The organism is Bacillus sp. LH1 (genome assembly GCF_057924895.1).
Genome location: NZ_CM175007.1, coordinates 387,247 through 400,613, shown reverse-complemented (window position 1 = coordinate 400,613; position 13,367 = coordinate 387,247). Strand labels below are relative to the sequence as shown.

Here is a 13,367-nt window from a genome sequence, read left to right as displayed (position 1 = left end):
AAAATGAAAGTAATTGATTTATCACAAACATTTGAAAATAATATGTCTCAATTTCCTGGAACACCTAAAATACAACTAGAAGCTGTTACAAGTGTTGAAGAATCAGGATATCAAGTTACAGATTTTCATTCTGTCGTTCATGTTGGCACGCATTGTGATGCTCCTGCGCATTTTATTTCAGGCGCAACGACCATCGATCAATTACCGCTGGATCAATTTGTAGGTGAAGCTGTTCTTATAGATGTAACACATATTCAAGAGCGAAAATTACCTAAGACAGTATTGCATAATACTGACATAAAAGAAGGTGATATTGTTATTTTTCATTCTAATCTATCCACAAAATGGAATACAGAAGCTTATGAGAAGGAAGCATTTTATCTTTCTGAAGAATTAGCTAAAGAACTAGTGCGATTAAAAGTAAAATCTATCGGTTTAGATTTCATTTCTCCTGATGAAGTCACAACAGAAACATCACCGATTCATCACATATTACTAGGGAATGATATTTACTTAATTGAAAACTTAACAAATCTAGATGCTATCGAAGCAAAACGTTTCTTTTTCTCAGCAGCACCTTTAAAAATTAAAAATAGTGACGGTGCTTTCGCAAGAGCATTTGCTGTTATTTTTTAAACATAGCCTATAAAAAAAGCAAAGGCCACTACTGGTCTTTGCTTCTATATTTTCTATTTAAATTAAGAAAGAATTGTTCCACACGAGGACGCACCCAAGCTAAACAATCTATCTCTTTCTTCTTTGTGCAAGCTATCTCTTCTCCATCTACCATTTCAACAAGTTCTAGTTCTAACAGTTGCCTCGTGAATGCTAACATATTCACTTCTTCGGATGGATACTCTTCTTTTAATTTCTCCTCAATTTCCCCCAATAAAAAACCGTCACGCATCATTGCCAATGCATCAATCCAAAGTGGCGGCATTTCATATTTTTCTCCTGTAATTGTATCTTTTACAATATAATTCTTTTGCTCTTTTCGAAATTGAATCGTGTGTAAACATACAGTCGAATTTAATGTTAATTCCATCATACCACCTCTTTCATAATATCTGCATAGAAAAAAGGATGCGTGTGCACCCCTTCTTATCTTTTCATAACACTACTGAACCGCTACATGAGCAATCAATCTCATGTCGATATTTTCCTCCATTATAAACGAAGTATTTTATAAAAAAAACCCTTCTTGAAACATTTTATAAAATGTTTATATTTACACAACAAGAACACTTTTCTGAAAAATCTTTTCTCCCAATACATTAAAAGGTCGGCAAAAAAATTTCTACTTTCGTTCCTACTCCTACACTACTTTGGATCGTGATACTCCCTTGATGTTCCTTAATAATTTTATATGTAATCATTAATCCAAGTCCTGTACCAGTCTCCTTTGTTGTGTAAAACGCCTTGCCAATTTTTTCTAACTTCTCATTCTCTATACCAAATCCTTGGTCTTCAACAGAAATACACAAATGTCCTTGCGTTTTTTGATATGCACGGATATGAATTTCTCCACCCTCTGGCATTGATTCTATTCCATTTTTAATGATATTTAATAACACTTGTTTTAATTGCTTATCATCACCGTTTATAGCCGGTAAATTCCCATCTACTTGTAAATGACATTTAACTCTATATTGCGTTGCATAACTTTCCATTAGATGCACAACATATAGAATGATGTCTCGTATATTACACCTTTCATAATTTGTTGGCTTTGGTTTTCCTAACAACATCAATTCACTAACAAATCCATTGACTCTTTCAATTTCTTGTAGCATAATGTCGTAGCTCATCGTATCAGTTGGATTTCTTTCTTTTTGCATTTGCGTAAACCCTTTTAACGCTGTTAACGGATTTCGAATTTCATGAGCAATTGTTGTAGACATAGTCCCAATCACAGCTAAATTTTCCGTCTCTTTCATATTGTTCATCATTTCAACCACTGTTCTTACATAAGATTGAAATCGTTTTAATAAAGAATGTGAAATAATGAAATAAAATACACATAAAACAAGTGGAATTATCACTTTTAAATCTTGTAATAGCAATGTGAAAAATACGTACTTTCCAATTACACTAAAGGACACTAAATAAAAGTATTTTCTATTCACGAAAACTGGGGCAAATAAAATTAATAACATTTCTACCATACTGCCATGTTCAAAAGGTCTATCCGTTCGCAAATAAATCATTAAATTATTCACAAGATTGATAAACATGTACCCAAATAAAAATAAATATTTTACAGAATATACATACCCTCTTTTTTGAAGATATATAGAAATAGGAAATAATGCTATTACAAATATAGGCACACCTATCCCAAGACTACCTTCTGGCCAACCTACCGCTGTTCCACTAATATTCATAGCAGGATATACAAAATAATATATAGCGTCATATAAAAAGAATATAATATAAAATAATAATATAAATACCTTTAAGGCTCTTCTTTCTTCATAAATCAAGCTCTTGTATTTATTCATATAAAAACTCCCCTTGATCGATACAAAAAACTTTTATTGTTATCTCCTTAAAGTATAAGTATGAAATTGCTTTCAGGGCAATATTTAACCTTATAATACTGAAAGGAAGGAGATCTCTCCTTCCTTTTGGTAACAACTTACATCCATCTTACCCTGTCATGTAACAATCCATCCGTAAAATTATTATGCCCTATTACAAAATCCTTCATATATAAATTTAAATACTCACCGTACTTACTTTCTGTATTTAATAACAACTCCTCAACGTAATAAGCACCTTGTTCAAATTGATCTAAAAGTAAACTGGACAAGCCCGCATAAATCCCGCACCCTACCTGAAAATACGTTGCATTCGTTTTATATTTACGAAAAACTTGGCTACTATTCATCACATTATACATATATGTCTCACTATTTTCATAAACGAGTAACACACCGACCAAGTCCTCTCCAGCAACCTCTTCTTCCGCTGGATTAAACACTTTACGATTCCAGTTCCATAAATCTTCTACTTGATCTAAGTTCTGTCTAATTATATTTGTTGTATACTCATTAATTCGGTAAAGAAAACCAACTTCCATATTAAAGTTTTTCCCTAAAATTAATACTTCCTCATGTGGCATTAAACAACCATAGAATTCTTTTTCTCCTAACTTCACTTTATACTCTGAAGCATATACATCTTCATAAAAGTAAAGAGGACGATGATGGCTCATATACATCGGATAACTCCAGATTGCTTCATCTAAAAATCGCTCTACTGCCCATGAAGCATAAAGTGTATGTGGCTTTATAAGTGCTGTATCATTCAAAAATGACGTGTCATGTTCTACAATATAACATGCTCTTGGCCTTTCATTTGGTCGTTCCTTCATAAGCTCAACAACCATCCATTGAACAACACCTGGATTCATACCTGAACCTATAATCGCTTTTGTATTTGTAAATTTCTCTTTCTCCTTCTCAAACCTTGTATATCTTTCCGTAAGCTGAAAGCCAATTAAGCTATCGTCCTGATCTACTGCCTCATTTTCCAAGGCTGAGTTAATATAACAAATTCCTAGTTCATTACAGCAGCTTAATACTCTAATTGTATCTGCCCCTGAAACATCAATCACAACACTCGTTCTTTTTTCTTTTAAATGTTGTTTAAATTCCACTACATTTTGAAGGTTTATTTCATATAAATATAATTGACCTTTCAGATTCGAAAACAACTCATCATAATAAGTCCTATCTTTTTGTTTTATATCCACCAAATGAAATTTGGCATTCTTTAATACTTCATAAATTGGATCTTTTTCATTTGCTATCGCTTGATTTAAAATTGCTAAAACTGCTTTTGCTGCTCCACCAGCACTACCAAGCAATGTAATTGATAACGAATTCGGAAACTGCTCCACAAACAAAACCCCTTTAATAAATTAGTTGAGCAGCTCCTCCTCAAAAAATAAATTGAATATATAATAAGATAGCTCGTACACAATGTTTATAAGTTAGTGCAAAGTTACCTTTTAAAAAATCACACTATACTATGCTTATATTCAATTCATTTTCCCCTCATCTCCAAATTAAACTAAAACAAATAGGCTCGACCTTTTCTTCTGCATATAAAAGAAAAAGCCAGCCCTTTCAACTAGCTTACGGACAATGGACAGATTTTACATGTTGAATATTTACATACATTTTCGCATCACGTGCTTTTGATATTTCAATATGACCTTCATCAATTTTCGCCATTTTTCCAATTTTATTGGACTCCTCACCTAAATCAAACACCATAATTTTCCCAGCCATTTTAATAAGCTGTTCTTCAAACGTTCGAGCTAACGTAATATTTAACGGATTCACGGGGAGTTCATTTTTATTGAGGGCATAAGGCACTTGATTTTCTTTATACGGAATTAACCATTTCAAGTGTTTTAAAGATATATATACAGTTTTATAAACTGGACTATAAAAAACAATATAATCGTTCATCACACTTGTAACATAACCATGTATTGGAGCATTTCCGGCTACATAAATTTCCGTAAAAATCCCTTTAGATGTACTTAATACTTTCCTCAAAGAAATTGAAGGAGACTCTCTCTTAATTACAGAATCCACATCTGGTTTTGAGATTTCTTCATCATTTGATCTTAAAAACTTATAATATTGTACATGATATAAAGATATATATACGTAGTCTTGTCCATTGTAAAGAACAACGATATCATTTCCTACATCAATTAATACACCTTTAAATCTTTTTTCACCGATTAATTTAACATATATATTTTCTCCAATACTTTTGTTTAACTCATTCATCTATATCCTCCTTCCTACGAATTTCTTCTTATCTGTCTTCCATTTCTAAAAAAATAATCAGGGCAAAGTTCTGTTTTAATAGTAAGTAATTCCTTTTCATACTATCGAAATAAGAAATTGTTCTTCTCTTTCCCTCATAATGCCCCTCTTATTTATTAAACATTATTCATCTTCATTCTTTTTACATTTAACTACTTGACTCACACTCTTAATATGAGACTTAATTACATAAATAACTTCATCACCGTTTACTAGTGTAATACAGCCATGGTGTACCTCACTTAATAAACCTTCCACACACTCTGGACCGCCACGATTAATTTTTACCCACTTATACTTCAAGTCTTTTAATATATCTAAAAAAGTATCCTCATCAGAGCAGAAACATGAACTATAGCAATCGCCACATTTACTTTCTTTCACTTTCTTCACTAGACTCTTCACATGTTTCAACTGATAATATACTAATTCACCATGAGGTAACTGTAACGTTAGATAATCTTTTCCTAACGATACGAGCTCACCAACTCGACTTTCTGGTCCACGAAGGTTTACTTTTACAGTCTCACCAACTAAACATTTAATTTGGTCACAGCATAATACATTCTCCAATTTCGTATCCCCCTTTCTTATTATCTTCCTCTACTTGATTGTCTTTGTGCACGAGCACGACCTGAATTATCGCTACTTTCCTTACTATCGTCGCTCTCATCGCTCTCTCCGCATGCTAAAGCATTATAGTTAACACTTTTAATATGCTTTATTGCAATTAATATAATTTCTTCTTTTACGATTAATGTTACGAAGTCACAAGAAACATCTTGCAAAATGCCTTCCACTTTCTCTGGACCGCCGCGATTAATTTTCACCCAGCAATATTTGAAACTTTCAAGTAGTGCTTCAAAATCTTCTGCACAGGCGCAATCTTCCCACTCACAATCACTTGATCCACATTCTTTCGCATTTTTTGTAATACTTTTTAGATGTTTAAGTTGATAGTAATAAAGCTCACCTTTTTCATTCTTCAATACGAAGTAGTCCTGACATACTGATATTATTGTTCCTTTTTGAGATTCTGGACCACCCCTGTTTACTCTCACAAAAGATCCAATTAAGTCTTTCAAAAAATCACAATGAAATAAACTCACGAGAAAACCCCTTCCATTAATTTATAAGCTTTTGCACTGATAGTATATGTATCTGTACAGGTTACGTTCTCTATGTTTGTCCTAGCTAGAAAAAAATATGCTTTTAACATGGTAGACTACTACCTATCAAAATTTGAAGAAAGGCTAAGAACTCCTTATGTTTTTGATATCTTCAAACAAAAAACCCCTTATGAAGATACATTTCTGCATATCTTCATAAGGGATTTCCCATAGTTTAATCTTCGTCTTTAACATCCATATCTTCTGGAATTGGTTCGTTCAATATTTCTTCCACTAATTGCTTATATTTCTCCATTTGTTCTAAATGCGTATTGAATTGTTCTTTATTTACTAAATATTGCTCTCCATCGAATAGCGCACGAATTTTCTTTTGCTGAATTAACTCTTCAATATACGATTTTGGTAAATTCAAATACTCCGCAGTCTCTTCTATTGTTATATACAATGCGTTCATTCCTTTATTATTTTTTCATCTATACTGTATCTTACTTTACTTTATTTTTGTAAACAAATAAAAAAGATTTTGTAAATGCAGTTCAAAAAGCAGGTAGATGCATTCCATATATTGTATAGTATTATATAGTAAGAATTTTTTAAATATAGAATGGTATTACCCATTTACACAAAGGAGAGTTAACATATGGCTACTCGTCACATCATTACAATGTTAGAAAAAACACTGCAAGTTGAAACAGAAAACACAATTTCTCATTTGAATGTATCTTTATCTGATCGTTTTCTTTCTCAAAGCACAGCAATACATGAAAACAATTGTTATCATACAATTGGTGAATGGTACAAAAATCATTTCTTATTCCAACAAGATGATTTCCTTTGGGCTAAATATGCCTTCTATGACGCATATTGTGAAGCCATCCAAAAACAAGGTCATCTTACAAAACGCGTCCGTCAAATATTAGAATCATTGGCTCGAAAACACGGAAAACAGTATATTGCTTCTATACTAAATATGCCATTTCCTAATAAACGCGCTAAAGGGACAGCGTAATTTAGTCATGTTCTGTGTAAGCAAAACATAGCTAAATTGTTTTCTAGGATGCTTTACCAATAAAATGTTCATATCATATGAACTGATGAAACCGGTGTCATTATAATGATAGAAAATATAGTAAACAGGAAAACCCCCACGTACATCTCTCATTCACTTGAATAGAGAAATACGTGGGGGTATACTTGTTCCTTATTATTTCATCATCTGCTTAATCAGTTCGCGATTTCTCTTCTTAAATACTTCATTATGAGAAGAAACCATTCCGTACTCACTTGCATCTGGTTGGATAAATTGTTTTGCTTTATTCACAGCATTTCCAGCATCTTGGAATGCACCTGCAATTAAGTGTAGTTTCCCTTCGTGCTTTAAAATATCTCCAGCAGCATATAATCCATCTACTGAAGACTCACTATTTGCATTACCTGCAATATAATAATTATCTATAATTGCAACGTCTAACTCACTATTTTCTAATAATGTAATGTCGCGTTCATATCCATGATTAATAATAACTTCATCAATAGGTAAATGAGAAACCTCACCTGTTTCATGATTTGTTAATTCTACATATTCGATCGCTTCATGATTATCACCGGCAATTAATTTTGTAATCGATGTATTAAAGAAACACTCCGCTGAGCTGTTCATAAGTTGTTTTACTTGTGCTTCATGACCAGATAATTCTTCTTTTCTATAAGTTACATACACTTTTTTCGCAATTGGTTCCAATTCATTTGCCCAATCAACAGCAGAATTGCCTCCACCGGAAATAATAACTGTTTTACCTTTGAAACGCTTTAAAGATTTAACTGTATAATTTAAATTCGATACTTCAAATCGCTCAGCACCTTCAATAGATAACTTTTGCGGTTTCAATATACCACTTCCTGTTGCGACGATAACTGTTTTTGAAAAGTGTTCTTCGCCAGTACTTGTTTTTAATGTAAAAGTACCATCTTGATTACGAATAATCGATTCTACTTTTGTATCTAATACAACTTCCGGCTTAAATGTTAACCCTTGCTGTACAAGTTGTTCAATTAACTTATCACCTGTAACTGGCAATAGTCCTCCTACATCCCAAATCATTTTTTCCGGATACACATGTATTTTTCCACCTAAATGTGGTTGAAATTCTATTATTTTCGTTCTCATTTCTCTGAGTCCACTATAAAAAGCTGAATAAAGCCCTGCAGGTCCTCCGCCTATCACGGTTACATCAAACAATTCTTCTCGATTCATTCGTGCTCACTCCTCAGCTATTAATCGTTGATTATCATTCTCAATAAAATATAACCTGTTTCCGCAAAATTTACAATCAAAATTACTATTGACAATACACCTATATAAAATTATATTATTTAAAGAATCAATAGTGATAATCATTATCATTTTGTTAATAATTAGCAAATTTGAGATTACATCTTCTTTCATTAATATGGTTATTACTATATTATAAAATCTCATATTCAAGATTTTTAATAAATTATTTTGCATTACCACTACTATTTCAAAAAGATTGCAGTTAAACAAATTATTGTATACACATATCATCTATGTTAAAGGAGAAAGACGATGAAAAAGTTATTTATTTCACTAACAGTCCTTTTCGTTCTTGTTATGAGCGCTTGTAGCAATAGCTCTACAGACAAAAAGAACGATGCAAAAGGTAGCAAATCAGAAACAATTACATACCAATCTGAAGATGGTAAAAAAGTAGAAGTTCCTGCAAATCCAAAACGCGTTGTTGTATTATCATCATTCGCTGGTAACGTAATGTCATTAGGTGTAAATCTTGTTGGGGTAGATTCATGGTCTAAACAAAACCCACGTTTTGATAGCAAACTTAAAGATGTTGCTGAAGTATCTGATGAAAATGTTGAAAAAATCGCTGAACTAAATCCAGATTTAATCATCGGTTTATCAAATGTTAAAAATGTCGATAAGTTAAAGAAAATCGCGCCTACTGTAACATACACTTACGGAAAAGTTGATTACTTAACACAGCATTTAGAAATCGGTAAGTTATTAAATAAAGAAAAAGAAGCAAAAACTTGGGTTGATGACTTCAAGAAACGTGCACAAGAAGCTGGTAAAGAAATTAAAGCAAAAATCGGTGAAGACGCAACAGTTTCTGTTGTAGAAAACTTCAACAAACAGCTTTATGTATACGGCGAGAACTGGGGCCGTGGAACAGAAATCCTGTACCAAGAAATGAAATTAAAAATGCCTGAAAAAGTAAAAGAAAAAGCATTAAAAGAAGGTTACTACGCATTATCTACTGAGGTATTACCTGAATTTGCTGGTGATTACTTAATCGTAAGTAAAAACAAAGATACTGATAACTCATTCCAAGAGACAGAATCATATAAAAACATCCCAGCAGTAAAAAATAATCGCGTATATGAAGCAAACATGATGGAATTCTATTTCAATGATCCACTTACATTAGATTTCCAACTAGACTTCTTCAAGAAGAGCTTTCTTGGTAAATAATACAAACATGAGGAATTCTTAATTTAAGAATTCCTCTTCCTTTATTCTATGAACAGAAAAGATGTGAAACGAATGACAAAAGATCATGACAATCCACGTTCTATAGCTTTTACATACAAACTAATTTTAAGCTTAATTGCATTCTTTCTTATTTTTATGGTTGCAATGGTATTAGGTGCTGCAGATACTTCGATAAAAGATGTATGGTTAGCACTCACTTCCTCCGCTAAAGGAGACAAAATATCTATTATTCGAGAAATACGTTTACCACGTGAAGTTGCTGCTATTTTTGTAGGAGCTGGATTAGCCGTTTCTGGGGCAATTATGCAAGGATTAACACGAAATCCACTTGCGGATCCTGGATTATTAGGGCTATCTGGTGGAGCAAATGCTGCGCTTGCACTGACACTTGCTTTCAACCCTTCCATCAGCTATCTTTACTTAACATTAGCTTGCTTTATCGGTGCTGCAATTGGCGCAATTATGGTATTTGGAATTGGTATGGTGAAAAAAGGCGGCCTTTCTCCTCTTCGAATTGTATTAGCGGGCGCTGCAGTTTCAGCATTTCTACTCGCAATTTCAGAAGGAATCGGCATTTACTTTAAAATTTCACAAGATGTATCACTTTGGACTGCTGGGGGCGTAATTGGAACAACTTGGAGCCAATTAAAAATTATTATTCCGGTCATTTCAATTAGTATCTTTATCGCTATCTTACTAGCAAAAAAATTGACAGTTCTTAGTTTCAGTGAGGAAGTGGCTATTGGACTAGGTCAAAAAATTATTGTTATTAAAACTATTTTATTTATCATTATTATCTTACTTGCAGGTGCATCTGTAGCTCTTGTTGGAAATATGGCATTCATCGGCTTAATGGTACCTCACATGGTACGCCCAATTGTCGGTCCAGATTACCGATTTGTTATACCGATGTCAGCAATTGCTGGAGCTTCCTTTATGCTACTTGCAGATACAATCGGACGTACTATTAACGCTCCATACGAAACACCAGTTGCGGCAATTGTCGCGATTGTAGGGTTACCATTCTTCCTATTCATTGTACGTAAAGGAGGAAAAACATTCTCATGATGCAATCTATTTTAAGAAAACAGCGTCTCATTATACTCGCTTTACTTATAGTAATCATCACAACCATTGTAGTTGGAATGGGACTTGGTTCAGCATCTTTATCTTATGATCGACTACTCCCAACATTAATGGGGCAAGGGACTTTTAAAGAGGAGTTTGTTTTATACTCTTTAAGACTACCTAGAATTGTCATTACATTATTAGCTGGTATGGCTCTCGCTTTATCAGGGGCTATTCTGCAAGGAATTACCCGAAATGATTTAGCTGAACCTGGTATTCTTGGTATTAACTCTGGGGCTGGTGTTGCTGTTGCTATTTTCTTTTTATACTTTCCAATAGACGTAGGTTCATTTCTTTACTTACTACCTGTCGTTGGATTTATTGGGGCATTTCTGACAGCTGTTCTAATTTACGTGTTTTCATATAGTAAATCAACTGGACTTCAACCAATACGATTAACATTAACTGGTATCGGTTTTGCATTTGCACTATCTGGAGCGATGATTGTCCTTATTTCATCCGCTGATCGTATGAAAGTGGACTTTATCTCAAAATGGATTGCCGGAAATATTTGGGGAGATGACTGGATTTTCGTTTTAGCAATGCTCCCATGGTTAATCGTATTCATTCCGTTTGTTTTCTATAAAGCAAATCGATTAAACATTTTAGCATTAAACGAACCAGTCGCAATTGGCGTTGGAATTGAAATTGAAAAAGAACGCAGGTACTTATTAGTTGCAGCCGTTGCACTTGCAGCCGCAGCTGTTTCCGTAACAGGAGGAATTAGCTTTATCGGATTAATGGCTCCTCATATCGCGAAATCTTTAGTAGGTCCAAGACATCAAATCTTCATGCCTATCGCCCTTTTAATCGGCGGATGGCTATTATTATTAGCAGATACAATCGGACGAAATATCGTTGATCCTAATGGCATTCCAGCAGGTATTGTCGTTGCTTTAATTGGGGCTCCTTACTTTATGTATTTGTTGCTTAAAAAAGCTTAAAAAACACCCTCAAGATTTCTTGAGGGTGTTTTTGTTTCATTCTACTGCTGCCCATACCCTTCAAACTTCTTCGCCAAATTCTCCATCTCATCTTCTGGCAATAGCTTTGGTTCCCCAATGCTTTTCGTTTGATAATAAATTTGAGCACAAAACTCAATCTCTTCTGCAACAGTAAACGCCATTTTTATATTATTTGCACCAGCAATTAAACCGTGATTTGCAAGTAAAACAGCACGGCGATCAATCATGCCTTCAAAAGCAGCCTCCGCTAATTGCTTCGTACCAAATGTTTCATACGGTGCACAGCGCACATTCGGTCCTGCGAAAGCAATTAAATACGATACAGCAGGAAGCTCCCATCCTAATGATGCAATCGTCTTCGCGTAAGGAGAGTGTGTATGCACAAGCGCATTTATATCTTCACGCTTCCTATAGTAAATAAGGTGCATATCTAATTCACTTGATGGTTTTCTCTCTCCTTCTACTACTTCACCATCTAGGTTTAATATAACTACATCTTCAGGCTTTGTTTCATAATACTCTAAACCACTTGGGCTAATCGCAACAAGACCTTGTTCACGATTAAAGATACTAATATTACCGCCCGTTCCCTTTGTTAAACCACTAGAAATCATTTTCTTTCCATACGCTACAATTTCTTCTCTTTCTTTTTGTAATAACATATACATCCCCCTAAGTATGAAGCTTATGATGACTGACTTTTACATTTATCTACTTATTGAAATAGCTTTTTTAAATTCTCCGTAAACGGTGCCTTTACAATCCCTTTTTCTGTAATAATCGCTGTTACATTTTCATGTGGAGTAACATCAAATGCTGGATTATATACTTTACTTTCTTTCGGAGCAGAATATTGTCCGAAGCGATTAATCACTTCAGAAGCATCTCTTTCTTCAATCGGAATTTCTTTTCCTGTCGATGTCTTTAAATCAATTGTCGGTGTTGGCGCTGCTACATAAAACGGAATGTTGTAGTACTTAGCTAAAATAGATACGCCTAATGTGCCAATTTTATTTGCTACATCACCATTTGCTGCCACACGATCACATCCAACAATTACCGCATCAATCTTCCCTTGTGACATGACCATAGCTGCCATATTATCTGTAATAACAGTAACGTCAATGCCTGCTCGCTGCAGTTCTAATGCTGTTAACGTTGAACCTTGTAATCTAGGGCGTGTTTCATCAGAATAGATTTTTAAGTCCCATCCTTTTTCTTTCGCTAAGTACATGGGAGCTGTCGCGGTACCATACTTAGTTGTCGCTAACGCACCAGCATTACAATGTGTTAATACTCCCATTCCATCATGGAATAATGTTAATGCATGTTCTCCAATTTGACGGTTAATTTCTTCATCTTCTCTATGAATCTCTTTTGCCTCTTCTAGTAATCTATTTTTCAGCTGTGAGATTGATAAATGAATATTATCTGTCGCTACACTTTCCATTCTTTCAAGTGCCCAAAATAAATTTACGGCAGTCGGTCTTGATGTTGCCAAGTATGTACATACCTTTCTTACTTCATCCATAAATCCCTCTTCCGTACTTTCAGCAAATTCCTTTATCCCTAAATACACTCCATAAGCAGCTGAAACACCAATCGCGGGTGCACCTCGTACTTTCATTACTTGAATCGCATCCCACACACTTTCAGCTGTTTTAAAAGATTCATAGACAATTTCATTTGGTAATAACGTTTGATCTAACAAAACTAAAGCATCATCTTTCCACTGAATTGGTATTAATTGCTCTTCCATCATATT

The 13,367-nt window shown here is 34.0% G+C and carries 15 protein-coding genes; 5 read left to right on the top strand and 10 right to left on the bottom strand.

Annotation, left to right across the window (positions count from 1 at the left end; translation table 11 throughout):
• The first annotated feature begins 3 nt into the window (after positions 1-3).
• Positions 4-636 (top strand): cyclase family protein, encoded by a 633-nt coding sequence (locus ACX9TM_RS02125; RefSeq protein WP_006926178.1) that lies wholly within the window; start codon positions 4-6, stop codon positions 634-636.
• A gap of 28 nt (positions 637-664) precedes the next feature.
• Here ACX9TM_RS02125 and ACX9TM_RS02120 read toward each other — a convergent pair whose 3' ends face one another.
• The 7 genes from ACX9TM_RS02120 to ACX9TM_RS02090 all read right to left on the bottom strand — a co-directional run bounded on the left by ACX9TM_RS02120 (position 665) and on the right by ACX9TM_RS02090 (position 6,434).
• Positions 665-1,045 (bottom strand): hypothetical protein, encoded by a 381-nt coding sequence (locus ACX9TM_RS02120; RefSeq protein ID WP_000424116.1) that lies wholly within the window; start codon positions 1,043-1,045, stop codon positions 665-667.
• A 229-nt stretch (positions 1,046-1,274) separates the two neighbouring features.
• Positions 1,275-2,501, bottom strand: coding sequence for an ATP-binding protein (locus tag ACX9TM_RS02115; RefSeq protein WP_065381874.1), 1,227 nt, complete (start codon positions 2,499-2,501; stop codon positions 1,275-1,277).
• 137 nt (positions 2,502-2,638) lie between these two features.
• Positions 2,639-3,904 (bottom strand): hypothetical protein, encoded by a 1,266-nt coding sequence (locus ACX9TM_RS02110; RefSeq protein WP_000434719.1) that lies wholly within the window; start codon positions 3,902-3,904, stop codon positions 2,639-2,641.
• 238 nt (positions 3,905-4,142) lie between these two features.
• Positions 4,143-4,811 (bottom strand): LSm family protein, encoded by a 669-nt coding sequence (locus tag ACX9TM_RS02105; RefSeq protein WP_001004284.1) that lies wholly within the window; start codon positions 4,809-4,811, stop codon positions 4,143-4,145.
• A 162-nt stretch (positions 4,812-4,973) separates the two neighbouring features.
• Positions 4,974-5,423 carry a spore coat protein B gene (locus ACX9TM_RS02100; protein WP_000432509.1) on the bottom strand — a complete coding sequence of 150 codons (450 nt, stop codon included), beginning with the start codon at positions 5,421-5,423 and terminating at the stop codon, positions 4,974-4,976.
• Positions 5,424-5,443: 20 nt separating this feature from the next.
• A complete protein-coding gene (locus ACX9TM_RS02095; RefSeq protein ID WP_000051525.1) occupies positions 5,444-5,959 on the bottom strand; it encodes a spore coat protein B in 516 nt (171 codons plus the stop codon).
• 235 nt (positions 5,960-6,194) lie between these two features.
• Entirely contained in the window at positions 6,195-6,434 is a 240-nt protein-coding gene (locus ACX9TM_RS02090) for a helix-turn-helix domain-containing protein (RefSeq protein ID WP_002025240.1), read from the bottom strand.
• Positions 6,435-6,620: 186 nt separating this feature from the next.
• Between ACX9TM_RS02090 and ACX9TM_RS02085 the strand changes: the two genes are divergently transcribed.
• Positions 6,621-6,989 (top strand): hypothetical protein, encoded by a 369-nt coding sequence (locus ACX9TM_RS02085; protein ID WP_000235476.1) that lies wholly within the window; start codon positions 6,621-6,623, stop codon positions 6,987-6,989.
• Between the two features lie 195 nt (positions 6,990-7,184).
• Here ACX9TM_RS02085 and ACX9TM_RS02080 read toward each other — a convergent pair whose 3' ends face one another.
• On the bottom strand, positions 7,185-8,234 hold the full coding sequence (locus tag ACX9TM_RS02080; RefSeq protein WP_001078299.1) for an NAD(P)/FAD-dependent oxidoreductase: 1,050 nt from the start codon (positions 8,232-8,234) through the stop codon (positions 7,185-7,187).
• A 333-nt stretch (positions 8,235-8,567) separates the two neighbouring features.
• On the opposite strand from ACX9TM_RS02080, the gene ACX9TM_RS02075 reads away from it, so the two are divergent.
• The 3 genes from ACX9TM_RS02075 to ACX9TM_RS02065 are packed head-to-tail and all read left to right on the top strand — an operon-like array spanning position 8,568 to position 11,581.
• A complete protein-coding gene (locus ACX9TM_RS02075; RefSeq protein WP_000732597.1) occupies positions 8,568-9,488 on the top strand; it encodes an iron-hydroxamate ABC transporter substrate-binding protein in 921 nt (306 codons plus the stop codon).
• A 48-nt stretch (positions 9,489-9,536) separates the two neighbouring features.
• Positions 9,537-10,577, top strand: coding sequence for a FecCD family ABC transporter permease (locus tag ACX9TM_RS02070; protein WP_002025239.1), 1,041 nt, complete (start codon positions 9,537-9,539; stop codon positions 10,575-10,577).
• Positions 10,574-11,581: a FecCD family ABC transporter permease gene (locus ACX9TM_RS02065; RefSeq protein WP_000983751.1), complete on the top strand. Its 1,008-nt coding sequence runs from the start codon at positions 10,574-10,576 to the stop codon at positions 11,579-11,581. Before ACX9TM_RS02070 ends, ACX9TM_RS02065 begins: the two co-directional genes overlap by 4 nt.
• A gap of 41 nt (positions 11,582-11,622) precedes the next feature.
• Here ACX9TM_RS02065 and ACX9TM_RS02060 read toward each other — a convergent pair whose 3' ends face one another.
• Both ACX9TM_RS02060 and mtnA read right to left on the bottom strand, forming a co-directional pair.
• Positions 11,623-12,264: an L-fuculose-phosphate aldolase gene (locus ACX9TM_RS02060; protein ID WP_000926557.1), complete on the bottom strand. Its 642-nt coding sequence runs from the start codon at positions 12,262-12,264 to the stop codon at positions 11,623-11,625.
• Between the two features lie 53 nt (positions 12,265-12,317).
• Entirely contained in the window at positions 12,318-13,364 is a 1,047-nt protein-coding gene (mtnA, locus tag ACX9TM_RS02055) for an S-methyl-5-thioribose-1-phosphate isomerase (RefSeq protein ID WP_025690395.1), read from the bottom strand.
• Between the last annotated feature and the right edge of the window lie 3 nt (positions 13,365-13,367).

Coding starts and splice junctions, on each gene's coding strand:
- ACX9TM_RS02115 (WP_065381874.1), bottom strand. CDS start 2,501: ATGAATAAATACAAGAGCTTGATTTATGAAGAAAGAAGAGCCTTAAAG.
- ACX9TM_RS02090 (WP_002025240.1), bottom strand. CDS start 6,434: ATGAACGCATTGTATATAACAATAGAAGAGACTGCGGAGTATTTGAAT.
- ACX9TM_RS02120 (WP_000424116.1), bottom strand. CDS start 1,045: ATGGAATTAACATTAAATTCGACTGTATGTTTACACACGATTCAATTT.
- ACX9TM_RS02075 (WP_000732597.1), top strand. CDS start 8,568: ATGAAAAAGTTATTTATTTCACTAACAGTCCTTTTCGTTCTTGTTATG.
- ACX9TM_RS02070 (WP_002025239.1), top strand. CDS start 9,537: ATGAACAGAAAAGATGTGAAACGAATGACAAAAGATCATGACAATCCA.
- ACX9TM_RS02125 (WP_006926178.1), top strand. CDS start 4: ATGAAAGTAATTGATTTATCACAAACATTTGAAAATAATATGTCTCAA.
- ACX9TM_RS02105 (WP_001004284.1), bottom strand. CDS start 4,811: ATGAATGAGTTAAACAAAAGTATTGGAGAAAATATATATGTTAAATTA.
- ACX9TM_RS02065 (WP_000983751.1), top strand. CDS start 10,574: ATGATGCAATCTATTTTAAGAAAACAGCGTCTCATTATACTCGCTTTA.
- ACX9TM_RS02085 (WP_000235476.1), top strand. CDS start 6,621: ATGGCTACTCGTCACATCATTACAATGTTAGAAAAAACACTGCAAGTT.
- ACX9TM_RS02080 (WP_001078299.1), bottom strand. CDS start 8,234: ATGAATCGAGAAGAATTGTTTGATGTAACCGTGATAGGCGGAGGACCT.
- mtnA (WP_025690395.1), bottom strand. CDS start 13,364: ATGATGGAAGAGCAATTAATACCAATTCAGTGGAAAGATGATGCTTTA.
- ACX9TM_RS02060 (WP_000926557.1), bottom strand. CDS start 12,264: ATGTTATTACAAAAAGAAAGAGAAGAAATTGTAGCGTATGGAAAGAAA.